The sequence below is a fragment of the Pseudomonas sp. lyk4-R2A-8 genome (assembly GCF_030209095.1).
Classification (GTDB): domain Bacteria; phylum Pseudomonadota; class Gammaproteobacteria; order Pseudomonadales; family Pseudomonadaceae; genus Aquipseudomonas; species Aquipseudomonas quebecensis.
The window spans coordinates 342,908-365,023 of record NZ_JARVSS010000011.1; the positions used below are offsets into that span (position 1 = coordinate 342,908).

At 61.6% G+C, this 22,116-nt stretch carries 24 protein-coding genes and 1 pseudogene; 15 read left to right on the top strand and 10 right to left on the bottom strand.

All coding sequences use genetic code 11. From position 1 onward, the window contains the following. Positions 1-92: 92 nt before the first annotated feature. The gene (locus tag QRN10_RS12495) at positions 93-347 is read right to left on the bottom strand and encodes a TIGR02647 family protein (protein WP_181076327.1); all 255 of its coding nucleotides are present in this window, start codon (positions 345-347) and stop codon (positions 93-95) included. 96 nt (positions 348-443) lie between these two features. After that, complete coding sequence (locus QRN10_RS12500; protein WP_285428477.1) at positions 444-728, bottom strand: hypothetical protein; 285 nt, start codon at positions 726-728, stop codon at positions 444-446. Positions 729-855: 127 nt separating this feature from the next. Between QRN10_RS12500 and QRN10_RS12505 the strand changes: the two genes are divergently transcribed. Then, complete coding sequence (locus QRN10_RS12505; protein WP_266247426.1) at positions 856-1,515, top strand: glutathione S-transferase family protein; 660 nt, start codon at positions 856-858, stop codon at positions 1,513-1,515. Positions 1,516-1,551: 36 nt separating this feature from the next. On the opposite strand, the gene argH is transcribed toward QRN10_RS12505, so the two are convergent. Continuing rightward, the gene (argH, locus tag QRN10_RS12510) at positions 1,552-2,946 is read right to left on the bottom strand and encodes an argininosuccinate lyase (RefSeq protein WP_043046914.1); all 1,395 of its coding nucleotides are present in this window, start codon (positions 2,944-2,946) and stop codon (positions 1,552-1,554) included. A 393-nt stretch (positions 2,947-3,339) separates the two neighbouring features. On the opposite strand from argH, the pseudogene QRN10_RS25320 reads away from it, so the two are divergent. The 8 genes and pseudogenes from QRN10_RS25320 to rsd all read left to right on the top strand — a co-directional run. Next, positions 3,340-3,456 (top strand): annotated as a pseudogene (locus tag QRN10_RS25320) (sensor histidine kinase); the annotation flags it as partial. Further along, positions 3,453-4,199 carry a LytR/AlgR family response regulator transcription factor gene (locus tag QRN10_RS12515; protein WP_181076332.1) on the top strand — a complete coding sequence of 249 codons (747 nt, stop codon included), beginning with the start codon at positions 3,453-3,455 and terminating at the stop codon, positions 4,197-4,199. The pseudogene QRN10_RS25320 and the gene QRN10_RS12515, both read left to right, overlap by 4 nt. A gap of 138 nt (positions 4,200-4,337) precedes the next feature. Beyond that, complete coding sequence (gene hemC, locus QRN10_RS12520) at positions 4,338-5,279, top strand: hydroxymethylbilane synthase (RefSeq protein WP_285428478.1); 942 nt, start codon at positions 4,338-4,340, stop codon at positions 5,277-5,279. Next, a complete protein-coding gene (locus QRN10_RS12525; protein ID WP_285428479.1) occupies positions 5,276-6,025 on the top strand; it encodes a uroporphyrinogen-III synthase in 750 nt (249 codons plus the stop codon). Before hemC ends, QRN10_RS12525 begins: the two co-directional genes overlap by 4 nt. 41 nt (positions 6,026-6,066) lie before the next feature. After that, the gene (locus QRN10_RS12530; protein ID WP_181076337.1) at positions 6,067-7,179 is read left to right on the top strand and encodes a uroporphyrinogen-III C-methyltransferase; all 1,113 of its coding nucleotides are present in this window, start codon (positions 6,067-6,069) and stop codon (positions 7,177-7,179) included. A gap of 5 nt (positions 7,180-7,184) precedes the next feature. Continuing rightward, the gene (locus tag QRN10_RS12535; protein WP_253509770.1) at positions 7,185-8,426 is read left to right on the top strand and encodes a heme biosynthesis protein HemY; all 1,242 of its coding nucleotides are present in this window, start codon (positions 7,185-7,187) and stop codon (positions 8,424-8,426) included. A gap of 236 nt (positions 8,427-8,662) precedes the next feature. Next, positions 8,663-9,184 (top strand): disulfide bond formation protein B, encoded by a 522-nt coding sequence (locus QRN10_RS12540; protein ID WP_181076340.1) that lies wholly within the window; start codon positions 8,663-8,665, stop codon positions 9,182-9,184. A 207-nt stretch (positions 9,185-9,391) separates the two neighbouring features. Further along, positions 9,392-9,850, top strand: a complete 459-nt coding sequence (gene rsd, locus QRN10_RS12545; protein WP_181076342.1) for a sigma D regulator — start codon at positions 9,392-9,394, stop codon at positions 9,848-9,850. Between the two features lie 52 nt (positions 9,851-9,902). Here the strand turns inward: rsd and QRN10_RS12550 are convergent, their stop codons facing one another. Continuing rightward, positions 9,903-10,580, bottom strand: coding sequence for an FKBP-type peptidyl-prolyl cis-trans isomerase (locus QRN10_RS12550; protein ID WP_285428480.1), 678 nt, complete (start codon positions 10,578-10,580; stop codon positions 9,903-9,905). 192 nt (positions 10,581-10,772) lie between these two features. Between QRN10_RS12550 and QRN10_RS12555 the strand changes: the two genes are divergently transcribed. Then, entirely contained in the window at positions 10,773-11,879 is a 1,107-nt protein-coding gene (locus QRN10_RS12555; RefSeq protein WP_285428481.1) for an AlgP family protein, read from the top strand. Here QRN10_RS12555 and QRN10_RS12560 read toward each other — a convergent pair. Further along, a complete protein-coding gene (locus QRN10_RS12560) occupies positions 11,876-12,343 on the bottom strand; it encodes a TIGR02444 family protein (RefSeq protein WP_285428482.1) in 468 nt (155 codons plus the stop codon). The genes QRN10_RS12555 and QRN10_RS12560 overlap by 4 nt on opposite strands. Before the next feature lie 50 nt (positions 12,344-12,393). On the opposite strand from QRN10_RS12560, the gene QRN10_RS12565 reads away from it, so the two are divergent. The 3 genes from QRN10_RS12565 to QRN10_RS12575 all read left to right on the top strand — a co-directional run bounded on the left by QRN10_RS12565 (position 12,394) and on the right by QRN10_RS12575 (position 15,590). Then, positions 12,394-14,304, top strand: a complete 1,911-nt coding sequence (locus QRN10_RS12565) for an ATP-binding cassette domain-containing protein (protein WP_253509766.1) — start codon at positions 12,394-12,396, stop codon at positions 14,302-14,304. Continuing rightward, positions 14,304-14,870, top strand: coding sequence for a mechanosensitive ion channel family protein (locus tag QRN10_RS12570; protein WP_181076349.1), 567 nt, complete (start codon positions 14,304-14,306; stop codon positions 14,868-14,870). Before QRN10_RS12565 ends, QRN10_RS12570 begins: the two co-directional genes overlap by 1 nt. A gap of 87 nt (positions 14,871-14,957) precedes the next feature. Next, on the top strand, positions 14,958-15,590 hold the full coding sequence (locus tag QRN10_RS12575) for a LysE family transporter (protein ID WP_181076351.1): 633 nt from the start codon (positions 14,958-14,960) through the stop codon (positions 15,588-15,590). 73 nt (positions 15,591-15,663) lie between these two features. Here the strand turns inward: QRN10_RS12575 and QRN10_RS12580 are convergent, their stop codons facing one another. Genes QRN10_RS12580 through QRN10_RS12595 form a run of 4 tightly spaced genes read right to left on the bottom strand, consistent with a single transcriptional unit; the run spans position 15,664 to position 18,804 of the window. Beyond that, positions 15,664-16,404 carry a penicillin-binding protein activator LpoB gene (locus QRN10_RS12580; RefSeq protein WP_181076352.1) on the bottom strand — a complete coding sequence of 247 codons (741 nt, stop codon included), beginning with the start codon at positions 16,402-16,404 and terminating at the stop codon, positions 15,664-15,666. Positions 16,405-16,407: 3 nt separating this feature from the next. Next, positions 16,408-16,995: a penicillin-binding protein activator LpoB gene (gene lpoB, locus QRN10_RS12585; protein ID WP_181076353.1), complete on the bottom strand. Its 588-nt coding sequence runs from the start codon at positions 16,993-16,995 to the stop codon at positions 16,408-16,410. A gap of 29 nt (positions 16,996-17,024) precedes the next feature. Then, complete coding sequence (locus QRN10_RS12590) at positions 17,025-17,396, bottom strand: YcfL family putative periplasmic lipoprotein (RefSeq protein WP_181076354.1); 372 nt, start codon at positions 17,394-17,396, stop codon at positions 17,025-17,027. Positions 17,397-17,406: 10 nt separating this feature from the next. Beyond that, positions 17,407-18,804 (bottom strand): COG3014 family protein, encoded by a 1,398-nt coding sequence (locus QRN10_RS12595; RefSeq protein WP_285428483.1) that lies wholly within the window; start codon positions 18,802-18,804, stop codon positions 17,407-17,409. A gap of 266 nt (positions 18,805-19,070) precedes the next feature. Between QRN10_RS12595 and QRN10_RS12600 the strand changes: the two genes are divergently transcribed. Then, positions 19,071-20,966, top strand: a complete 1,896-nt coding sequence (locus tag QRN10_RS12600; protein ID WP_285428484.1) for an FTR1 family protein — start codon at positions 19,071-19,073, stop codon at positions 20,964-20,966. 2 nt (positions 20,967-20,968) lie between these two features. Continuing rightward, positions 20,969-21,424 (top strand): YaiI/YqxD family protein, encoded by a 456-nt coding sequence (locus QRN10_RS12605; protein WP_181076357.1) that lies wholly within the window; start codon positions 20,969-20,971, stop codon positions 21,422-21,424. A gap of 23 nt (positions 21,425-21,447) precedes the next feature. Here the strand turns inward: QRN10_RS12605 and elbB are convergent, their stop codons facing one another. Further along, positions 21,448-22,116: an isoprenoid biosynthesis glyoxalase ElbB gene (gene elbB, locus QRN10_RS12610; protein ID WP_181076358.1), complete on the bottom strand. Its 669-nt coding sequence runs from the start codon at positions 22,114-22,116 to the stop codon at positions 21,448-21,450.

The following is a 22,116-nucleotide window of genomic DNA, read 5'->3' on the forward strand; positions in this document are numbered from 1 at the left end:
AGGGAAATGGCTTTCGAGGTTAAAAATCGAGACGCTCCATAATGCGGCCCTCGGAATCCGCAGGAAGCGGACTCCATGGGCGGCGTACGCTCTCAGGCTGCTTCTTTAGTGCTGGCGGTGGTGAGGATGGTCAGCAGGGTTTGGGCCTGCTCTGCAGCGTCTCGGCCAAGGCTGGTCAGGTAGCCTCCATCCGCTTGATCGATCAGCCCTTTCGCGTGGAGGCGCTTGGCCGCGGCGATGGCAGCGGGAGCGGCGGTCTGATGGACTTTCAGGCCTTCCTGGGTGCTGTCCAAGGGGAAGAGTACAAGGATTTCCAGTTCGGCAACCAACTCAGGGGTATACGACATAAGGACTCCAGACTTTCTAAAATTTATTAGAGGCTAGCAGACCATAAGGTGAACGCACTTTGCCGAACTGTCCAGCAGCGTTGCTGCGTGTCGGGATTAATCCTTTTCAGGCGGCAGATCGGGCAGTGCGCGCAGCGCTGTTTCATACCATTGGGTATCGAACGCGCGGTCCTCATCCAACATGGCGTCGATTTCGAACGCCAGCACATGAGCCATCAGATTCAGAATCTCCTCGCGCTCGTAACCCACTAGCGTCAACTTGTTGAACGTGGCCTTGGCGGCAGGCGGGTTGTTGTTTTCGATCTGGTTTTCGATCGCTTCGATCAACATATTTTCGGTGAATGTTTCTTCGTCGCTATCGATATCGGTGGGCTCGCTCATGGCGGGACTCCTTCAAGGAAAGGGCGCCAGTCTACCCCCATTCAGCCAGGTGATGCTGCTGGTCAGATGGCCCGGCGGCGTCTATAACGCTTGCAGCCAACCCCGCACACGGCCTGGAGGCTTTGCGATGCTCAAGCTTTACGGATTTTCGGTCAGCAACTACTACAACATGGTGAAACTGGCGCTGCTGGAGAAGGGCCTGCCCTTTGAAGAAGTGCCGTTTTATGCCGGACAAACCCCTGACGTTCTGGCCGTCAGCCCGCGCGGCAAGGTGCCGGTATTGGGGGTGAAGCAGGGGTTTATCAATGAAACCAGCGTAATTCTCGAATACATCGAACAGACTCAGGAAGGGCCGTCGCTGCTCCCGGCCGACCCGTTCCAGCGCGCCCAGGTGTTGGCCTTGTGCAGGGAGATCGAACTGTACATCGAGTTGCCTGCGCGGGCGTGTTTTGGCGAGGCATTTTTTGGCATGCAAGTGCCGGAGGCGATCAAGGAAAAATCCAGGGCGGAATTGCTGCTGGGTATCGCTTCGCTGGGAAGGCACGGCAAGTTTGCGCCGTATGTGGCGGGAGACAGCTTCACGATCGCGGATCTGTACTTTATGTACAGCCTGAACCTGGCCTGCGGGGTGGGGGATAAATTGTTTGGCCTGGACCTGCTGGCGCAGCTGCCGGCTGCCAAGGCATTGCTGGAACGTCTGAATGACATGCCTAACGCCCGGAAGGTAGAGGCTGACAGGCAGGCCGCGATGCCGGGGTTCATGGCGATGGTTGCGGCCAAAAAGTAATCAAGTATGGGAGGGGCAAAACCCCTCCCATATGTCTTAGCGACTGGCGAGCAGTGCCTGGCCGCGCACGACGGCTGCCTTCACCTGTGCCGGCGCCGTGCCGCCCACATGGTTACGGGCGTTGACCGAACCTTCCAGGGTCAGCACGGCAAACACGTCCTGCTCGATCTGGTCGCTGAACTGGCGTAGTTCTTCCAGGCTCATTTCCGCCAGGTCTTTACCAGTGTCCACGCCGTATTTCACGGCGTGGCCGACGATTTCGTGGCAGTCGCGGAACGGCAGGCCACGGCGCACCAGGTAGTCCGCCAGGTCAGTCGCGGTGGAGAACCCGCGCAGGGCGGCTTCGCGCATCATGGCGTGCTTGGGCTTGATCGCAGGGATCATGTCGGCAAACGCGCGCAACGAGTCGCGCAGCGTGTCGGCGGCGTCGAACAGCGGTTCCTTGTCTTCCTGGTTGTCCTTGTTGTAGGCCAATGGCTGGCCTTTCATCAGGGTCAGCAGGCCCATCAGTGCGCCGAATACACGGCCGCTCTTGCCACGCACCAGCTCAGGCACGTCGGGGTTTTTCTTTTGCGGCATGATCGAGCTACCGGTGCAGAAGCGGTCCGGCAGGTCGATGAACTGAAATTGCGCGCTGGTCCACAGCACCAGCTCTTCGGAGAAGCGCGACAGGTGCATCATCGCGATGCTGGCGGCGGCGCAGAATTCGATGGCGAAGTCGCGGTCCGACACGCCGTCCAGAGAGTTGCCGCCCACGGCATCGAAGCCCAGCAATTGCGCGGTGTACTCACGGTCGATCGGGTAAGTCGTACCGGCCAGCGCGGCGCTGCCCAGGGGCATGCGATTGGCGCGCTTGCGGCAGTCCACCAGGCGCTCATAGTCGCGGCTGAGCATTTCGAACCAGGCCAGCAGATGGTGGCCGAATGTCACGGGTTGCGCAGTCTGCAGGTGGGTGAAGCCGGGCATGATGGTGTCCGATTCACGCTCGGCCTGCTCCAGCAAACCTTTTTGCAGGCGGGTGATCTCGGCCAGGATCAGGTCGATTTCATCGCGCAGCCACAGGCGGATATCGGTGGCCACCTGGTCGTTACGGCTGCGCCCGGTGTGCAACTTCTTGCCGGTCACACCGATGCGGTCGGTGAGGCGCGCCTCGATATTCATGTGCACGTCTTCCAGGTCGACGCGCCAGTCGAAGGTGCCGGCTTCAATCTCACCGCGGATGGTGGTCAGACCGTCGATGATACTGTCGCGCTCGGCGTCGGTCAGCACGCCGACTTTGGCCAGCATCGTGGCGTGGGCGATGGAGCCCATGATGTCGTGGCGGTACAGGCGCTGGTCGAAGGTGACGGAGGCGGTGAAGCGCGCGACGAAGGCGTCGACGGGTTCACTGAAGCGGCCGCCCCAGGACTGGTTGGTCTTGTCGGTGCTCATGGATTCGCTCGTGATTTGCTGTAAGTAAAAGGCATGGACGTGTGACGCCGATCATAACAGGGTTGCTCGCGGAGGCGGTGGCGAGGGTCGTCGGCATTTTTATTTGTACAAAGGATGGCTAAGTGCCTTGCCGCCGATCACGTCCGGGACGAGACTGGAGAAAGACGCTTATTGAAACGATATTTGACGATTGAGCAATGTCGCCTCGGCGAGCGTCTACAGTTGGACTGAGAGTGTATGAATGCACCAAAGTCGGCTATTGCGGTCAGAGCCCAGACTAACCATTAAACAAGGGGGGTATTCGGATTGTGTATCAGCAAACCCTACGACGATGCCCGAAGGCTGCAGGTCTTGGGCACTCTTGAACAGATCCGGGTAAATATGGGTGCCACCGTCGGGGCACTTTTTGCCGCTCGCACTAGTCTTAGCGTGGATCGCTGTGACGCAAGTCACCGCACCTGTCTACGTTATCCATGTGCGAGACTCACGCAGGAATCCAGCGCAATATGAATGTCCTGATCGTTGATGACGAACCCCAAGCCCGCGACCGACTGAGCCGTCTGGTCGGTGAGCTCGAGGGTTATACAGTCCTAGAACCGAGCGCCACCAGCGGTGAGGAAGCGTTGACGCTGATCGACAGCCTCAAACCGGATGTACTGCTGCTCGATATCCGCATGCCGGGCCTGGATGGTCTGCAGGTTGCCGCCCGCCTGAGTGAACGCGAATCACCGCCGGCCGTGGTGCTGTGTGCGGCCCAGGAAGAGTTTCCCGCGCAGACGCTGGAAGACAGCGGTGTGAGTTTCGTGACTAAACCGGTGACGGCCGAAGCGCTGCTCAAGGCCCTGAAAAAGGCCGAGCGCCCCAGCCGCGCCCAGCTCGCCGCCTTGACCCAGCCTGCCGCCCAAAGTGGCAACGGCCCCCGCAGTCATATCAGTGCGCGTACCCGCAAGGGCATCGAGTTGATTCCCCTGAATCAAGTGGTGTACTTCATTGCCGACCACAAGTACGTGACCTTGCGTCACGAAGCGGGAGAAGTCTTGCTCGACGAGCCGCTCAAGGCCCTGGAAGATGAGTTCGGCGACCGCTTCGTGCGGATCCACCGCAATGCGCTGGTGGCCAGAGAGCGTATCGAACGCCTGCAACGCACGCCATTGGGGCACTTCCAGTTGTTCCTCAAAGGGCTCAATGGCGATGCCTTGATCGTCAGCCGACGGCATGTCGCCGGCGTACGCAAGATGATGCAGCAGCTTTAGCTCGAGGGCTGTGGCGCAATTTGCATTCCTTATCCCGGTGCGACGAGGCCAGGGAGGCCCCGCACTTGCTGATTCAAATCAAGGCGTATTTGCCTGAGCTGTTATTATCTGCCGTATCTATTCAGTACGGATTGATTCATGTCCTCTCGCGAAATCCGCATCGCCACCCGTAAAAGCGCCTTGGCCCTATGGCAGGCCGAATACGTCAAAGCACGCCTGGAGCTTGCCCATCCGGGCCTCAAGGTGTCCCTGGTGCCCATGGTCAGTCGTGGCGACAAGCTGCTCGACTCACCGCTGTCGAAGATCGGCGGCAAGGGCTTGTTCGTCAAGGAGCTGGAAACCGCGCTGCTGGAGAACGAAGCCGACATCGCCGTGCATTCGATGAAAGACGTGCCGATGGACTTCCCTGAAGGCTTGGGCCTGTTCTGCATCTGCGAGCGCGAAGACCCGCGCGATGCCTTCGTTTCCAATAACTACGCATCGCTGGGTGACCTCCCTTTGGGCAGCATCGTCGGCACGTCGAGCCTGCGACGCCAGGCTCAGCTGCTGACCCGCCGCCCCGACCTGCAGATCCGCTTTCTGCGCGGAAACGTCAACACCCGCCTGGCCAAGCTGGACAGCGGTGAATATGACGCCATCATCCTCGCCGCCGCCGGTTTGATCCGTCTCGGTTTCGAGGACCGCATCACTTCGGCCATCAGTGTCGAAGACAGCCTGCCAGCGGGTGGGCAGGGCGCAGTGGGCATTGAGTGCCGCAGCGCGGACAGCGAAATTCACGCGCTTCTCAAGCCTCTGGATCACTACGACACTGAAGTGCGCGTCACGGCCGAGCGTGCCCTGAACAAGCACCTCAATGGCGGCTGCCAGGTGCCGATTGCCTGCTACGCGGTGCTCGAAGGCGATAACCTGTGGCTGCGTGGCCTGGTGGGCGACCCCGACGGCGGCACGTTGCTGACCGCCGAGGTGCGTGGTCCGCAACGCGATGCGACGGCACTGGGGGTCCAGGTGGCTGAAGAGCTGCTGGCCAAGGGCGCCGGCGCCATCCTGCAAAAAGTCTATGGCGAGGCCGGGCCGCAGTGACCGGCTGGCGCTTGCTGCTGACGCGGCCCGCCGAGGAATCGGTGGCGCTGGCAGCGGCGTTATCCGACGTCGGGATCTACAGCAGCAGCCTGCCTTTGCTGGACATCGAGCCGCTGCCTGTCAGCCCGGAACGGCAGGCGGTACTTCGTGATCTGGGCCGTTACTGCGCGGTAATCGTGGTCAGCAAGCCGGCCGCGCGCCTGGCCTTGCAACACCTGGACAGGCAATGGCCTCAGGTGCAGTGGTTCAGTGTCGGCGCGGCCACCGCGCAGGTGTTGGCCGAGCGTGGCTACAGGGTTGATTACCCGCAAACCGGCGACGACAGCGAGGCTTTGCTGCAACTGCCGGCGTTGCGCGAGGCGATTGCTCGCCCCGATGCGCGAGTGCTGATCGTGCGGGGTGAGGGCGGTCGCGAGTTGCTGGCGCAACAGTTGCGCGCCAGAGGTGTTAGTGTCGATTATCTGGAGTTGTACCGGCGGCTCCTGCCTGAGTACGACGTCGGTGAACTGACGCGGCGCATCCAGTTGGAACGCTTGAACGGCGTGGTGGTCAGCAGTGGGCAGGGTTTTTTGCATCTGCAAGCCCTGGCCGGTGCCGATTGGCCACAGGTGGCACAACTGCCATTGTTCGTACCCAGCCCGCGAGTCCAGCAGATGGCGCAGGCTGCCGGCGCAGAAAAAGTTGTGGATTGTCGCGGCGCGAGCGCTGCGGCGTTGTTAGTGGCGTTACGCGGCATTGTCTTATAAAAAGATCCCGCCCCACTCTCTGATACGCAAAGGACGGATACGTGAGCGAAACAGCCTTGCCTAAAGATGAAGCTCAACCCGCACTTCAAGCGCCGGTCGAGTCAACGGTCACCGCGCCGCGCCGTGGCAATGGCTTGGCAGTCGTCGCCTTGCTGCTCGGCGTTGCCGGGGTGGCAGCCGGCGGTTGGGGCATCTGGCAGGTCCGTGCCCTGCAAGCCAGCGGCCAGCAGCAGACCGGTCAGGTGCAGGCCCTGGACGACCAATCCCAGTCCCTCAAGCAGAACCAGCAGCAACTGGCCGCGCGTCTGGCCCAGTTGCCAGCTGCGGACGAGCTGGAAGAGCGCCGTCGCCTGGTGACGCAGTTGCAGGCCGATCAACAACACTTGAGCCAGCGGCTGGAGACCGTGCTGGGCGCCAGTCGTCAGGACTGGCGCCTGGCCGAGGCCGAGCACTTGATCCGCCTGGCGAGCCTGCGTCTGTCGGCGTTACAGGACATCAACAGCGCCCTGGCGCTGGTGCAGGGCGCCGACGAGATTCTTCGCGAGCAAAGCGACCCAGGTGCGTACGCCGCGCGTGAGCAATTGGCCAAGAGCCTGGTGGCGCTGCGCAGTACCGAACAACCGGATCGCACCGGGCTTTACCTGCAATTGGCCGCCCTGCGCGACCAAGTGGTGCAGCTGGCGGCGATTGCGCCGGAGTATCAGTTGACCGAGCCATCCAGCGATGGGCGGCCGACCACTGACACACAAAGCCGTTGGAGCGAATGGTGGGAGCAGATTTCCCGCTACTTCCGTATCGATTTCAACCCGGACGACAACATTCGTCCGCTGCTCGCCGGGCAAGGCTTGAACCAGGTTCGCCTGGCCTTGAGTCTGGCTCTTGAGCAAGCACAATGGGCTGCGCTCAATGGCGAGTCGGCGGTGTACAGTCGCTCGCTCGCAGAAGCGCGCAGTGTGCTGCAGGACAACTTCAATCAGGATAATCCCCAGAGCAAAGCGATGCTGGCGCGTATTGCCGAGCTTGAGCCTAAAGCCGTTTCGGTGGTGACGCCCGATCTGGCCGCCAGCCTGGCGGCCGTGCAGGCGTATCTTGATCGTCGTCACTTGTCCGCCGATGAAGCCAAGGCGGCTGCCAAGCCGGCGACCCAGGAGTAGAGCCGATGAAGCGTTTCTATGTGATCCTGGTGCTGGCGATTGCCATCGCCCTGGCGCTGGCCGTGGGCATTTCGAAACATACCGGCTACGTGCTGATTACCTACCCCCATGTGTTGCATTACGAGTCGAGCCTTTGGGCGACCCTGATCGCGGTATGTGGCATCGCCCTGGCAATCTATCTGATCCGCGTGGCGCTGAGCCTGGTCACCACGTCGAGCGGTGTGGTCAACCCCTGGTCGCGGCGTAACCGCAGCCGTCGTGTGCAGATTGCTATCGAGCAGGGCCAGATGGACCTCGCCGAGGGACGTTGGGCCAGCGCTGAACGCCATTTGCATCGGGCTGCCGAAGCTGAGCGCCAACCGTTGCTCTACTATCTCGGCGCCGCGCGTGCGGCCAACGAGCAGGGGCGCTACGAAGAGGCCGACGGCTTGCTCGAGCGGGCCCTTGAGCGTCAGCCCCAGGCTGAATTGGCGGTCGCCTTGAGCCACGCCCAACTGCAACTGGACCGTGGCGACACGGACGGGGCCCTGGTCACCCTGCAGGCGATGCATGAGCGCCACCCGCATAACGCGCAACTCCTGCGCCAATTGCAGCGCTTGCATCAGCAGCGTGGCGACTGGTCCTCAGTGATCCGGCTGCTGCCGGAACTGCGTAAGGACAAGGTGTTACCCGCCGCTGAACTGGCCGAATTGGAACGTCGCGCATGGGGTGAGAACCTGAGCCTGGCTGCTCAGCGCGAAGAGCAGGGCGAGGCGGGGTTGCAGTCGCTGGAGCGCGCCTGGCAACAACTCACCTCCGCCCAGCGCCAGGAACCACAGTTGGTGCTGGCCTATGCCGAACAGTTGCGCCAGTTGGGCGCAGACGCCAAGGCCGAGGAGGCCCTGCGCGCAGCGATCAAACGCGACTACAACAGCCACCTGATGCGACTGTACGGCCTTCTGCGCGGCAGTGACTCGGCGCGGCAGTTGAAGTTTGCCGAAGGCCGGCTCAAGGAGCATCCAGGCGACGCCAGCCTGCTGCTGACCTTGGGTCGCTTGTGTCTGCAGAACAGCTTGTGGGGCAAGGCGCGCGACTACCTCGAACGCAGCCTGCAGGTGCAGCGCAACCCCGAGGCCTGCGCCGAACTGGCACGCCTGTTGGCGCAACTGGGGGATACCGAGCGCAGCAACCAGCTGTTCCAGGAAGGCCTGGGCTTGCTGGATAGCCGTCTGCTGGCGTCCCCCTTGCCAGTTCCCGCGCGAGTTTGATGTAGGAACAGAGCCGAGGGCTGCCTCAGATGCGTCTGAGCGTCAGCCCTTTCTGGGAGGTCAAAACTCGGCCGGGCGTTGCTGGCGGCAGCCTCCTACACACAGTGGCTTAAAGTCTTCCAGGTTCTGGCGGGATCTCCTTAAGCGCTCACGGAATCGGCTGATCTGTCGCGTATTGAAAGGAGTCAGGCCTTTCCTCTACCGTAGCCACCTGTCTTTCGCGATGCGGATAAAGCATGTCTTTGGCCCCTTCACGTTCCTTGTTTTTTCTGGCGTTCATGGCGGGTACGCTGACGTTGGGCGCTTCCTATTACCTCGAATTCGGAGCCTCGCTGCGCCCGTGTTTTCTGTGCCAAATGCAGCGCGTATTTCTAGCGGCGTTCACGTTGGTCAATCTGGTGGCCGCGCTCCATAACCCCAGGCGTCCCATCATCTACGTGTACGGCGTGGCGAGCATGGGCTGTGCATTACTGGGGGCGGCCACCGCCGTGCGCCAGGTCTTGCTGCAAAATTCCGCACCTGGGCAGGCCGCCAATTGTTGGCCGAACGCCAGCCACATGCTCGAAGATATTTCGTGGTGGCAGGCGCTGCAGCTGGCGGTCAAAGGCACCGTCGACTGCATGGAAATCAGCTGGACGCTGTTTGATTTGAGCCTCCCTGAGTGGAGCCTGCTGTTTTTCGTGGGAATGCTGATCCTGGGCATCATGCAGTTTTCACGGCTGCTGCTCAGGCGAGGCCTGCACCCTGCGAGGCATTAAAACCCGGCGGTGGTTTGTAGGACGGGATTAAACACTTGTATGAACTTTCTGTCCTGCGTACCTTGAAGCCACAGTCGTGCGGGCATAATCTGGCCCGCACGCGTTATTCAAACCGGTTGTCAGATGCAGCCTTGTTCCGCCCCCGCTTATCCTTGAATAGCGCGGGTATCAGGCGGCAGCGCCCCCTATTAGGGAAGAGAGATCATCATGTTGGAACGTTGCAAGAATGCTCGGGAACGCTGGGGTGGGGTGCACAAGCTGATCGACAGCTGGTTGAAGGCACGCCATGAACTGATTCGGGCTTTCGATGCGCTGGGTGCCGAGCCCGAGGCGTTGGCCGAGAAGCGCGAACCGTTGCAGGACTTCTGCGTTGTACTGGTGGATTACGTATCGGCTGGGCATTTGAGCATTTACACCCAACTCACCAAAGAGGCCGAAGCGTTCGATGACCGGCGTGGCCTGGATTTCGCAAAGACCCTTTACCCGCGTATCGATGTGATTACCGAGATGTTGCTGACGTTTACCGAACTCTGTGATCAAGGCAAATGCGTCGCTGAAAAATTCAAAGAATTGGGTGCGCTGCTTCACGAGCGCTTCGAGCTGGAAGACTGCCTGATCGAAGTGCTGCACAACGCGCACAAGGAACAAACCGTCGCCCAGGCCTGACCTGGGGGATGCGATAAAAACGGTGCGCGGGTCGCACCGTTTTTTTTTGGATTCAGGAACGCGTACCCAGCAGTTCGATCTCGAAAACCAGTGGCGTATAAGGCGGGATCAACTCGCCGGCACCGTCGGCGCCGTACGCCTGGGCCGATGGAATCACCAGGCGCCATTTCGCGCCCACCGGCATTTGTTGCAACGCGCTGCTCCAGCCGTTGATCACACTGTCCAGGCGAAACCACTGTGGTTGGTTGCTCTTGTCGAAGACTGTTCCATCGGGCAGTTGGCCGACGTATTTCACTTGAACCTGACTATTGGCCGACGGCGTGTTGCCCGTGCCGGGCGTGAGTTCGGTGAGCAGGATTCCATCCGCTAATTCACGAACGCCTTTTGAGGCTTTTTCCCTGGCGAGGAATTGTTGCTCGGCGGCCAATGCCTTTTCGCTTTGGGGAATCTGGGCAGCGGCTTCGATCTGCGCCTCGTGCTGCGCCAGGATCTGCTCGATGCGTGCAGCGTCCAGCGCCAGTGGCTTGCCTTGATAGGCCTGCTGGAGGCCGTCGATCAGGGCTTGTATCTGCAGGTCGGGAACCTCCTGACGCAGGCGTTCGCCGAGGCTGGCACCCACGCTGTAGGCGAGGTCGTGCCGATCCTGGTCGTTGGTCTTGGACGGCGATGATTCGCTCGCACCGGCCACTGGGATCGCCAGGCCAAGCACAAGAAAAAGGTAGCGCAACATGGGCATCCTCCAGCCGAAAGTGCGACGGATTATGCCAGTGTGGAAAGGTAAAAAGTGCTGGGTATTTTCGTCATCCCAATAAGAATTTTCGTACGGTGCAACGCAAGGCTATCGATACTGTCAACATGCGCTAGCGGCGGTAAGAGCAGAGGGCTAGTATGAGCCGCACCCACGTCAGCCAGGAGGTAAACCATGTCGGCCAAACAGAAGCCTGTTAATACCCCGTTGCACTTACTCCAACAACTCTCGGGCAGCTTGCTCGAACATCTGGAAAGCGCATGTTCCCAAGCGTTGGCTGATGCAGAAAAACTGCTCGCCAAGCTGGAGAAACAACGCGGTAAGGCGCAAGAAAAGCTGCACAAATCCCGTACCAAATTGCAAGATGCCGCCACTGCCGGCAAAGCCAAGGCACAAGCCAAGGCCAAAGACGCCGTCAAAGAACTTGAGGACCTGCTGGACGCCCTCAAGGATCGCCAGGCCGAAACCCGTGCCTACATTTCCCAACTGAAAAAAGATGCTCAGGAAAGCTTGAAGCTGGCCCAGGGCGTTGGTCGTGTGAAAGAAGCAGTGGCTAAGGCGTTGGGTGCTCGTACCCCCGTGAAAGCTGTTGCAGCAAGCACCGCTAAAAAGCCATCGGCCAAACCAACCGCCAAGCCAGCAGCTAAAACCGCTGCCGCTAAACCAGCAGTCAAGCCTGCAGCTAAAACCGCTGCCGCTAAACCAGCAGCCAAGCCTGCAGCCAAGCCTGCAGCCAAAACCGTTGCCGCTAAACCAGCAGCCAAGCCTGCAGCCAAAACCGTTGCCGCTAAACCAGCAGCCAAGCCTGCAGCCAAAACCGTTGCCGCTAAACCAGCAGCCAAGCCTGCAGCTAAAACCGCTGTCGCTAAACCAGCAGCCAAGCCTGCAGCCAAAACCGTTGCCGCTAAACCAGCAGCCAAGCCTGCAGCCAAAACCGCTGCCGCTAAACCAGCAGCCAAGCCTGCAGCCAAAACCGTTGCCGCTAAACCAGCAGCCAGGCCAGCAGCCAAAACCGCTGCCGCTAAACCAGCAGCCAAGCCAGCAGCTAAAACCGCTGCCGCTAAACCGGCTGCCAAGCCTGCGGCTAAAACGACTGCCGTCAAGCCAGCAGCCAAGCCAACGGCTAAACCCGCTGCCGCCAAACCGGCCGCTGCAAAGCCTTCGCCGGCCAAGCCCGCTACTCCAGCAGCGACCCCGGCAGCATCCACCGCTGCAACCGCACCGGCCAGCAGCACCCCTGCATCGGCGACGCCAACCGCTACCCCAACCAGCGCCTCTTAAGTGCCGGTGGCCGCGACGCGCAGCTGCTGCAGCGCGTCGTGGTCAAGGTTGGCGGCATCCTCAGCCGCCAGTCTTTCCAGCCAGTGCTGTTGATCTGCCCGCTCGCCAGATGACCATGTTTCGATCAACTCTTCGAGACGCATCAACAACTGCCGTTCGGCCTCCAACTCCATCGACTTGATCCGTTCCCGTAAGGCAGCCAACGGCTTGTCCTGCTGCGCGTTCGTTCGCCATTGCACACGCAACTGGCGTAACGGCTCGATCACCTGCGTCTGCCAAGGGCCGGCAATTTGCCTGAGCGCCTGCAATCGCTCGGCGGTCTGGATAACGCCGCGTTGTTCCAGCCATGCGCCGCAGAGCACCAGGCACACGTCCGCCCCTTGCGCCTGAAGGCGCAGGCAGGCGGCTTCTATGCCCGGGCGGGCATACATCGAAAGAGCAAAGCTCCACAGGTCAGCGCACATAGTCACACCCAAGCCAGCGGCCAACGAAGCTGGTAGACTCCGCCGCCATTATGATCCGACTTCAAAGCCTAACATTACAGCGTGGCCCGCAACGTCTTCTCGAAGACGCCGAGCTGACCCTGCACGCCGGTCACAAAGCCGGCCTGATCGGTGCCAATGGCGCCGGCAAATCCACGTTGTTCGCGCTGTTGCTGGGCGAGCTGACCCCGGACTCCGGCGACTGCCTGCTGCCGGCCGACTGGCGCATCGCTCATATGCGCCAGGAGATCGACACCCTGGACCGCATCGCGATCGACTATGTGCTCGATGGCGACCTGCGCCTGCGCCAGGTGCAGCACGACCTGGCCGAAGCCGAAAAAGCTCAGGACGGCGCCGCCCAGGCGCGCCTGCACTCGGAGCTGGACAGCGCCGACGGCTACACTGCCGACGCTCGTGCCCGCAAGATGCTCGCCGGTCTGGGATTTACCAACGAACAGATGGACCGCCCGGTCGCCGACTTCTCCGGCGGCTGGCGCATGCGCCTGAACCTGGCCCAGGCGCTGATGTGCCCCTCGGACCTGTTGCTGCTCGACGAGCCGACCAACCACCTGGACCTCGATGCGATCCTGTGGCTGGAAGATTTCCTCAAGAGCTACCAGGGCACCTTGCTGCTGATTTCCCACGACCGGGACTTCCTTGACGCGGTGGTCGATAACATCGCCCATGTCGAACAGAAGAAAATCACCCTGTACCGCGGCGGCTACACTGCGTTCGAACGTGCACGTGCCGAACGCCTGGCCCAGCAGCAACAGGCCTACGAGAAACAGCAGGCGCAACGCGCGCACATGGAAAGCTACATCGCTCGGTTCAAGGCCCAGGCCACCAAGGCCCGTCAGGCCCAGAGCCGGATCAAGGCGTTGGAGCGCATGGAAGAGCTGTCGGCGGCCCACGTCGATTCGCCGTTCGACTTCGTGTTCCGCGAGTCGGTGAAAATCTCCAGTCCATTGCTGGATCTTTCTGACGCGCGCCTGGGCTATGGCGATAAAACCATCCTGGAGAAGGTCAAGCTGCAACTCACGCCGGGTGCGCGGATCGGTTTGCTCGGCCCTAACGGCGCGGGCAAGTCGACATTGATCAAGAACCTGTCAGGTGAACTGGAGCCTTTGGCCGGCCGCCTGACCCGTGGCGAAAACACCGTGGTGGGTTACTTCGCCCAGCATCAGTTGGACTCCCTCGACGCCAAGGCCAGCCCGTTGCTGCACCTGCAGCGCCTGGCACCGACCGAGCGCGAGCAGACCCTGCGCGACTTCCTGGGTGGCTTCGACTTCCGTGGCGCGCGCATCGATGAGCCGGTGCTGAATTTCTCCGGCGGCGAAAAAGCCCGTCTGGCCCTGGCCCTGATCGCCTGGGATCGCCCGAACCTGCTGCTGCTCGACGAGCCGACCAACCACCTGGACCTGGAAATGCGCCTGGCGCTGACCATGGCTTTGCAGGAGTTCAGCGGTGCGGTGTTGGTGGTCTCCCACGACCGCCATTTGCTCAAGAGCACCACGGATAATTTCCTGCTGGTGGCCGATGGCAAAGTCGAAGAGTTCGATGGCGACCTCGACGACTACGCCCGCTGGCTCACCGATTACCGCCTGCGCAATGCGCCGGCCAGCAACACGCCGGTCAACCCGGACAAGACCGACAAAAAGGCCCAGCGCCAGGCCGCCGCTGCGTTGCGCCAGCAATTGGCGCCGCACAAGCGCGAAGCCGATAAGTTGGAGGCCGAGCTGGGCAAGGTGCACGAGCGGTTGGCCAAAATCGAAGCCAGCCTCGGTGACAGTGCCGTGTACGAAGCCGCACGCAAAGACGAACTGCGCGACCTGCTGGCCGAACAGGCCAAGCTCAAGGTGCGCGAAGGGCAATTGGAGGAAGCCTGGATGGAAGCCCTCGAACTGCTTGAAACCCTGCAGGCGGAGCTGGAGGCGCTGTCCTGATGGAGGCATTGCAACTGCCGGCAGAGTGGGTCGAGCCTGTGTGGATTGGCGCGCAGATCCTGTTGATCCTGCTGGCCGGTTACCTGGCGCAGCGCTTTGTGGGCAAGGGCCTCACGCGCCTAGGCGAGCGCTACCCATTCCCGCCGCAACTGCTGATGCCGCTGCGGGGCGGCCTGCGCTGGCTGATCATGGGCAGCGCGCTGATCTTCGTGCTCGGCCGCCTCGGTGTGTCCGCCACGGTGTTGTGGACCGCGTTGTCGGGGTTTGTGGCGGTCGCCGCCGTGGCGTTTTTTGCCATGTGGTCGGTGTTGTCCAACCTGCTCTGCGCGATTCTGATCTTTACGGTCGGACCGTTTCGTCTGGGTGACATTGTGGAATTGGTGGATACCGTCGACAAACCGGGCGTCAAGGGGCGGGTAGTGGCAATCAATCTGCTCTATACCACGCTGGTCGAAGTGGAGGCCGCAGGCACCGACAGCGCGATCGTGCAGGTGCCTAACAGTCTATTCTTCCAGCGCTCGGTGCGACGTTGGCCGGGCACCCATGTGTTCCCGGGCGACCGCTAGCGTTCATATCGAGTAAAAATTGATAGCCAGCCGTTGGTCGCTGGCGTTAGCTTTAGGCACAACCGCTAACTCTCTGCGAGGTGTGTCATGGCACTCGATACGTGGCTGGCCTTTTTCCTGGCCAGTTGGATCATCTCCCTTTCTCCCGGCGCCGGCGCCATCGCCTCGATGTCCAGTGGCCTGCAATACGGCTTTCTGCGCGGCTACTGGAATGCCATCGGCCTGCAACTGGGCCTGGCGATGCAGATTGCCGTGGTCGCGGGCGGGTTGGGTGCCATTCTCGCCGCATCGTCCACCGCGTTCTATGCGATCAAATGGTTCGGTGTGGCCTACCTTGTGTACCTGGCCATCAAGCAATGGCGTGCCTTGCCTCTGGACATGGCCAACGATGCGGCCGTGCGCCCCGTCGGCAAGCCGATGGCGATGATGTTCCGTGGTTTTCTGGTCAATGCCAGCAACCCCAAGGCCTTGGTGTTCATGCTCGCGGTGTTGCCGCAGTTCGTGAACCCGCAGGCGCCGTTGCTGGTTCAATATTTGATCATCGGCGCGACGATGATCAGCGTCGATATGATCGTGATGGCGGGCTACACCGGGCTGGCGTCGAAAGTGTTGCGCCTGTTGCGCACGCCCACGCAGCAAAAACGCGTGAATCGTACGTTTGCCGGGTTGTTCGTGGGAGCGGCGGGGTTTCTGGCCAGCCTGCATCGCGCAACGGCGTAACTGGCCAAACCGAGTCAAGAATGTGGGAGGAGGCTGGCCACTTCCCACATTGTGTTGCCTGGAGGATTAACGGTCAGCGCAGAATCTTCGGCGCTTCGTCCCTTGGCAGATTGCTACGCGGTGTCGGCTGGCCAGGTTCCTGATAGCCACCGCCCAATTGCTCTGCCAACTGCCTGGCCACATCCTCACCCAACGCTTTGGACACTTCCTTCACCACCCGTGGCCGGTTCAAGCTCACGCGGATGTCACGGCTGTTCACCAGTTTAGTGTCCTGGCCTTCGCCCATGGCGGTGAACGCCGACGTGATCTCGTAGGTGCGGGTGTTGATCAGGCTGAAATCCGCCACCAGCGTCAGGCCCAGCACAGCCGAATAACTGTTGGTGTGGTCCAGGGCGTTGATGTCCTGGGTGAAGTCGATATCCGACAAAGTGCCGAACAGCACGTAATCGGCCCCCTTGAAGTGGCCGGCCTTGATGCGCTTGATGACGTCGTAGACGTCACCCTTGGCATCGGCGGTATAGGGCGTGCCCTGCACCAGCTGAAACTGCCGCGACTTGAGGATCTCCCCCTTGATATCACCGCTGAATTTACGCAGCTCGGTCTGCTCGATATAGCTGGTACGGCTTTCGTACTCGCTGTAATTCGAGGCGCCACTGGCGTGGTAGGCGCTGGCCTGAAAGGTGTCGCTGGCCGAGACCTGGTGGATGTACTCCTCGACCCGCGCCTCGTAGGCCAGGTCGGTCACTGCGATCTTCGGCGCGGCCGAGGCGCCAAAGGCGCACAGCAGGCCGATCATGCCGATCCATGCACGCATTGTTCAGCGCTCCGTGGTTTTGCGGATTTCTTTTTCGTCCATCCATTCGGCCACGCCGCTCTCGACGTCGATCAACTGCAGGCTGAATTTGTAGAACACGTCCTTGTAGTCCGAGCTGCGCTTGACGATGGAACTGATGGAGCCTTCCAGACGGTACTGGGCAGCGACCATGTTGCCGGTCTTGCTGACCGTGGACTTCTTGTACAGGCCGCTCTGGTTCTGCAGCTTGAGCTGGTCGACCTGGCTCTGCATGTCGGTATTGTCGCTGGCGAAGCGCGCGGTGCCCGTCTTCATCAGTTGGGTCTTGATCGACGTGGTGATCTCGCGGGTATCGATGTACTCGCTGGTCTTGTTCTTCACGTCGTACACCTGCACCACCGGGCGACCTCGCAGCACGCCGGACTGCGCCAGGGAGCGGGTCATGCTTTCGGCGATCATCTGCAGGTCGGTGGAGCCGAACTCGTTGGTCACGGTTTCCACGGCCTTGGTGTCGCCGTAGTTGATGTGCTTGCTGCCGAGTACCGGCGAGGTATTGGCGCAACCGCTGGCCAGGACGGCGACCACGGCGAGCATCGAGAAGCGTGCAAACATGGGGAAATCTCTCAGAAAGGGTGAGCGGCTCAAGGGGTTTTCACTTCAAGACGAAAGTCCGCCGCCTGGGGCAGGTTGGCGATGGCCGGCAGGAAGGTGGCCTGGTTGGCGTACAGGTTGAGCACTTTCCAGGTCTCTTCGTCGCCTACCGGGAAGCCATCGGCGCCCAGCCAGGCGAAGCGGTAATACATCGTCTGGTTGCTGCTGGTGATGTTGCTCAGTTGCACTTTGGCAGTCAGGAAGCCGTTCTCGCGCGCGACGCGGATAGCGCCGACGGCGATGCCCTTGAACTTGCCCATCACTACGATTTTGCTGGCGGCGCTGCCGGGCGCCGGTGGCGGCGGGGTGGCGCAGCCGACGAGCAGGACCAGCGCCAAAGCGCCGAGGATGAAATGACGCATAGCGTGCTCCTTACGGTTGTTTAAGGGTGGCGATTGCCTGAGGCGTGCTGCTCGGCACGACATGGGCCGCGAGGCCACCGGCAAACACTTGGTTGCCGACCACGCGCAGAGTGATCACCTGATAGCGCTGATCGGCCTTGATCGTCACCAGCGTGCCGCCCAGCGCGTTGGGCAGGCTGACCTGGTGCTCGCCGTGCTTGAGGCGCAGGCGCGTCACTTGGGTCATGTCCGGTAAGGTGCGCCAGGTGCGGGTGTCGGCGCCCTCGGTCACGGCCGAAGCGATGCCCAGTACCAGGCCCGCCATGGGGTTGGTCTTGTTCAGGTTGTTCTGCGCCACGCCACGGCTGACTGCGCGTACGGTGGTGCGCAGGATGATCCCCGGCATGTCATCACGCAGGGCGCGGCGGGACATGGCGGTGGTGCTGTTGAGCGCGGTGAGGTTCTGTTGCTGGCCGTCGACACCGATCTGAGCGAAGGTGACGGTGGAGGTGTCGGCCTTAATCACGGGGAACGACAGCGGGGTGATCACCAGGTTGCCGTTGATGGGGATCGGCAACGGCAGGCGGATCGAGTCGCGGGCCGGCGCCAGACCGCTCTGGACCACAATCAGCACGTCGGTTTCATTGGCGCCGACCTTGGATTTGTCCAGGTCTCGCAAGGCCTGCTCCAGCAGCGGGGTATTGGGGCGCAGCTCGGCCGCCTTGCGATAACCGGGCGCGGCCAGGTCTTTTTCGCCCAGGGCTTCGTAGACGAAGCCGGCCAGGTAGTGGCTGAACGCACTCTGGTAGCTGTTTTTCAGGCCGACCACTTCCGGCGCGTTCAGGGCCGCCACCGGGTAGCCATTGAGGTCTTTGAGCTGGGTGGTCACGCCCTGGCGCTCGGCCTCGTCTTCGCGCTTGAGGTATTCCTTGTCGCGCAGATCGGCGATCACGGCTTCGCGCTCGTGGGTTTTCTTGATCTCGGTGCGGGCGCCGTCGAAGTCGTTCACCGCCAGCAGGTTCAAAGCCATCTGGGTGGTCAGCATGACTTTTTCGTAGTCGTAGCCTTCGTAGCGGCGCACTTTGTCGTTGGCCAGGAAGCTACCGAACTGGGCGAGGTACCTGGCGCTGTCGAACTTGACCGACTCTTCCCATTTGTAGACTTGCAGGTCGGCGCTGCGCCAGGCGGTCTGGCTGCCGGTCAGGTCGCCCTTGGCGCGCAGCAGCTCACCTTTTTCGAAGAAATACAGCAGGTCTTTGTCTTCGCCGGTGTTGTTCTTCTCCAGCAGAGTCAATGCTGCATCGACGTTGCCGGTGGCCAGTTGCTGGTTAGTGGCTTGCAGCTCGGTGTCGTAGCTGCGCAACATCGAACAGCCGGACAGCAAGGTCACCGCCGCGAGCGCAAGCGGAGTTAAGGCGCGAAATGCCATGCAGATTTCTTCCCTGAAAGTAGTCAGCCAATGTGGTCATTGCGCATAAAAAACGGCAATGACATTCCCTTTCGCACTAACAGGGCGCGGCATTATAGGCGCCATAACTGGCAAAACAATGGCTTTTTGCTGCGATGTGCTCCACAGAATGCCACTACTGAACGCGTAAACCGATGCGCTCAGGTGTTCCAGGTCACGAACGGCTTGAGTCAAATCCCTTATCGTTAAACAATGTGTTACTTCGTATTTCCCTTTGAGATTCATTCATGACTGCCCCCCACCGTTTTCTCGCCTGGCTGGTGTTGCCGGCGTTGATGTCGTGCAGCTTCAACCTGTTGGCCGCGACGGCCGAGGGCGCGCCCCAAGCCCTGCATTTGCTGGACTACATCGGTGCTGATTACCCGCCGACCGTGGACGCGGGCAAGGTGGTGGACACCTCGGAATACCGCGAGCAGGTTGAGTTTCTTGGGGTGTTGCAAGGTTTGGTGGCGGACTTGCCGGCCAAGCCGGAACGCGCCGAGCTGGTAACGGGCGTCGAAGAACTGCGCGCGGCGGTGACCGCTCGTCAGGACGGTGCCACCGTTGCCCGTCAGGCCCGGCAGTTGGGCGCCAAGCTGGCGGTGGCCTATGAAGTGAGCCAGGCCCCGGCCATTACGCCTGACCCGACGCGTGGCGCACCGCTCTACGCCCAGCATTGCTCGGTATGCCACGGCACCGCCGGCGCCGGCGATGGCCCGGCGGGCGTGGGCCTTACACCGCCGCCGGCGAATCTACGGGATGCCGCGCGGCTGGATCGCCTGAGCCTCTACGCGATCTACAACACCTTGGGCCTGGGCGTCGAAGGTACCGACATGCCGGCGTTCGCCGATCAGTTGGACGACCGTCAGCGTTGGGACCTGGCCACCTACATCGCCGGGTTTACCGCCGACCCGGCGGCCGCCAAAAGCGAGCAGCCATTCAACCTCGCTGACCTGGCCCGGCGTACACCCAATGAAGTGCTGGCCGCCGACGGCGCCGTTGCTGCCGCGACCTTCCGCGCTCAGCGCGCGCAGCCGCCACAGGTCAAGCGCGGCCCGGCGCAGTTGCTCGACTACACCGCGACGACCTTGGACAAAAGCCTCGCCGCGTACCGCAATGGCGATCACGAACAAGCCTACGACCTGTCGGTAGCCGCCTACCTGGAAGGTTTCGAGCTGGTGGAAAGCTCTCTGGACAACGTCGACGCCAACGTGCGCAAGGACACCGAGAAGGCGTTGATGGCTTATCGACAGTCGTTGCAGGACGGGCTACCGATCGAGCAAGTGCAACAGCGCCTGGACGTCGCCAAGGCCAAGCTCACCGCGTCGGCCGATTTGCTCGGTGGCGATGGCCTGAGCTGGTCGTTGAGCTACATCTCCGGTTTGCTGATCCTGCTGCGGGAAGGCCTGGAGGCGATCCTGGTATTGGCGGCGATCCTGGCCTTCCTGCGTAATACCGGCCAGCAGTCGGCGGTGCGCAGCGTCAACGCGGGCTGGGGTTTGGCGCTGTTGGCCGGCCTGGCTACCTGGGCACTGGCCGCGTATGTGATCGACGTCAGCGGCGCCCAGCGTGAATTGCTGGAAGGGTGCACGGCGTTGTTCGCCAGCGTGATGGTGCTGTGGCTGGGGGTCTGGATGCACGACCGACGCCATGCAGCGGCCTGGCAGGACTACATCAAAAGCAGCCTGGTAGGCGGCGGTGGGCGTTTTGGTTTTGCGGTGCTGGCGTTTTTCTCGGTATACCGCGAGCTGTTCGAAGTGATCCTGTTCTACGAAACCCTGTGGCTGCAAGCCGGTCCGGCCGGACATAACGCGGTGCTGGCGGGGGGCGCCACGGCGCTGGTGCTGCTGGTGGGCCTGGCCTGGGTGATCCTGCGCGGCTCGGCGAAGCTGCCGCTGGCGCTGTTCTTCGGTATCAACGCGGCGCTGCTGTGCGCGCTGTCGGTGGTATTCGCCGGGCATGGCGTCAAGGCATTGCAGGAGGCCGGTGTCTTCGGCACGCGGCCGGTGGCGTTCTTTGACTTCGACTGGCTGGGCATCCACGCCGACGCCTACTCGCTGAGTGCGCAGGTGGTGGCGATCCTGGCGATTGTGGTGCTGTACGGCCGAAGCCGCCTGGCCGAAAGACGTCGAGTGGCGGTCTAGACGTGCGCGTGTGGATCGATGCCGACGCGTGCCCACGCGCGGCCAAGGACCTGGTGGTGAAGTTCGCCCTCAAGCGCCAGTTCGAAGTGGTGCTGGTAGCCGGGCAGAGCCAGATCAAGCCTGGCTTTTCCTGCGTGAAATTGATCGTTGTGCCGAGCGGCCCGGACGCCGCCGATGACTACCTGGTGGAACATGCGGTGCCCGGCGAACTGGTGATTTGCAGCGACGTACCGCTGGCTGATCGTTTGGTGAAAAAGGGCGTCACGGCGCTGGACCCACGAGGCAAGGAGTTCAGCCCGGCAAACATGAGCGAACGGTTGGCGGTGCGCAACCTGTTCACCGACCTGCGTGAACAGGGCCAGATGGGCGGCGGACCACCGCCCCATGGAGAGAAGGACAAGCAGGCGTTTGCCAACGCGCTGGATCGTATCCTCACGCAGCTGATGCGTCAGGAGTGAGCGGGCCTGTAGCGATCAGGCGCTCACTCATCGTTCTCGTGGGTCAACTCCAGCACGCGATCCACCAGTTTGTTGATGCCTGACGCCACCTCGCTGATGTTCTTGCCCAGCATATAGGCGGGCGTGCTCACCAGTTTGCGCGCTTTATCCTCGACGATGTCTTCTACCGAGCACTCCTGATGGGTAGCGCCCATTTTATTGAGGGCGGCCGAGGTATCGGGATCGTTACCGATGGTGCATGTCACGCCCGGCCCATAGATCTTCGCGGCCAGGGCCGGCGAGATGCAGATCAGCCCGACGGGCTTGCTCGCCTCGGCAAAGGCCTCCGCCAACGCCAGTACCTGCGGGTTGACGCTGCAGGCGGTGCCTTCGCTGGCAAAATTCGACAGGTTCTTCGCCGCGCCAAACCCGCCGGGCACGATCAGTGCGTCGAAGTCGTCGACATTGGCCTGGCTGATGTCCTTCACCTCGCCACGGGCGATGCGCGCCGACTCCACCAGTACATTGCGTGATTCGGGCATTTCTTCGCCGGTCAGGTGATTGATCACATGGTGTTGGGCGATATCGGGTGCAAAGCATTGGACCTGAGCGCCGCGCTGATCCAGGCGCAGCAGGGTGATCACGCTTTCTTGGATCTCTGCGCCGTCATACACGCCGCAGCCGGAAAGGATCACTGCAATCTTTTTGCTCAT

Excerpts from the sequence above, each read along its gene's own strand:
- QRN10_RS12570 (WP_181076349.1), top strand. The coding sequence starts at position 14,304 with ATGGAGGCATTGCAACTGCCGGCAGAGTGGGTCGAGCCTGTGTGGATT.
- QRN10_RS12535 (WP_253509770.1), top strand. The coding sequence starts at position 7,185 with ATGAAGCGTTTCTATGTGATCCTGGTGCTGGCGATTGCCATCGCCCTG.
- QRN10_RS12565 (WP_253509766.1), top strand. The coding sequence starts at position 12,394 with ATGATCCGACTTCAAAGCCTAACATTACAGCGTGGCCCGCAACGTCTT.
- QRN10_RS12560 (WP_285428482.1), bottom strand. The coding sequence starts at position 12,343 with ATGTGCGCTGACCTGTGGAGCTTTGCTCTTTCGATGTATGCCCGCCCG.
- QRN10_RS12500 (WP_285428477.1), bottom strand. The coding sequence starts at position 728 with ATGAGCGAGCCCACCGATATCGATAGCGACGAAGAAACATTCACCGAA.
- QRN10_RS12580 (WP_181076352.1), bottom strand. The coding sequence starts at position 16,404 with ATGCGTGCATGGATCGGCATGATCGGCCTGCTGTGCGCCTTTGGCGCC.
- QRN10_RS12600 (WP_285428484.1), top strand. The coding sequence starts at position 19,071 with ATGACTGCCCCCCACCGTTTTCTCGCCTGGCTGGTGTTGCCGGCGTTG.
- QRN10_RS12590 (WP_181076354.1), bottom strand. The coding sequence starts at position 17,396 with ATGCGTCATTTCATCCTCGGCGCTTTGGCGCTGGTCCTGCTCGTCGGC.
- QRN10_RS12550 (WP_285428480.1), bottom strand. The coding sequence starts at position 10,580 with ATGTTGCGCTACCTTTTTCTTGTGCTTGGCCTGGCGATCCCAGTGGCC.
- lpoB (WP_181076353.1), bottom strand. The coding sequence starts at position 16,995 with ATGTTTGCACGCTTCTCGATGCTCGCCGTGGTCGCCGTCCTGGCCAGC.
- hemC (WP_285428478.1), top strand. The coding sequence starts at position 4,338 with ATGTCCTCTCGCGAAATCCGCATCGCCACCCGTAAAAGCGCCTTGGCC.
- QRN10_RS12540 (WP_181076340.1), top strand. The coding sequence starts at position 8,663 with ATGTCTTTGGCCCCTTCACGTTCCTTGTTTTTTCTGGCGTTCATGGCG.
- QRN10_RS12505 (WP_266247426.1), top strand. The coding sequence starts at position 856 with ATGCTCAAGCTTTACGGATTTTCGGTCAGCAACTACTACAACATGGTG.
- elbB (WP_181076358.1), bottom strand. The coding sequence starts at position 22,116 with ATGAGCAAAAAGATTGCAGTGATCCTTTCCGGCTGCGGCGTGTATGAC.
- QRN10_RS12495 (WP_181076327.1), bottom strand. The coding sequence starts at position 347 with ATGTCGTATACCCCTGAGTTGGTTGCCGAACTGGAAATCCTTGTACTC.
- QRN10_RS12555 (WP_285428481.1), top strand. The coding sequence starts at position 10,773 with ATGTCGGCCAAACAGAAGCCTGTTAATACCCCGTTGCACTTACTCCAA.
- QRN10_RS12515 (WP_181076332.1), top strand. The coding sequence starts at position 3,453 with ATGAATGTCCTGATCGTTGATGACGAACCCCAAGCCCGCGACCGACTG.
- rsd (WP_181076342.1), top strand. The coding sequence starts at position 9,392 with ATGTTGGAACGTTGCAAGAATGCTCGGGAACGCTGGGGTGGGGTGCAC.
- argH (WP_043046914.1), bottom strand. The coding sequence starts at position 2,946 with ATGAGCACCGACAAGACCAACCAGTCCTGGGGCGGCCGCTTCAGTGAA.
- QRN10_RS12595 (WP_285428483.1), bottom strand. The coding sequence starts at position 18,804 with ATGGCATTTCGCGCCTTAACTCCGCTTGCGCTCGCGGCGGTGACCTTG.
- QRN10_RS12575 (WP_181076351.1), top strand. The coding sequence starts at position 14,958 with ATGGCACTCGATACGTGGCTGGCCTTTTTCCTGGCCAGTTGGATCATC.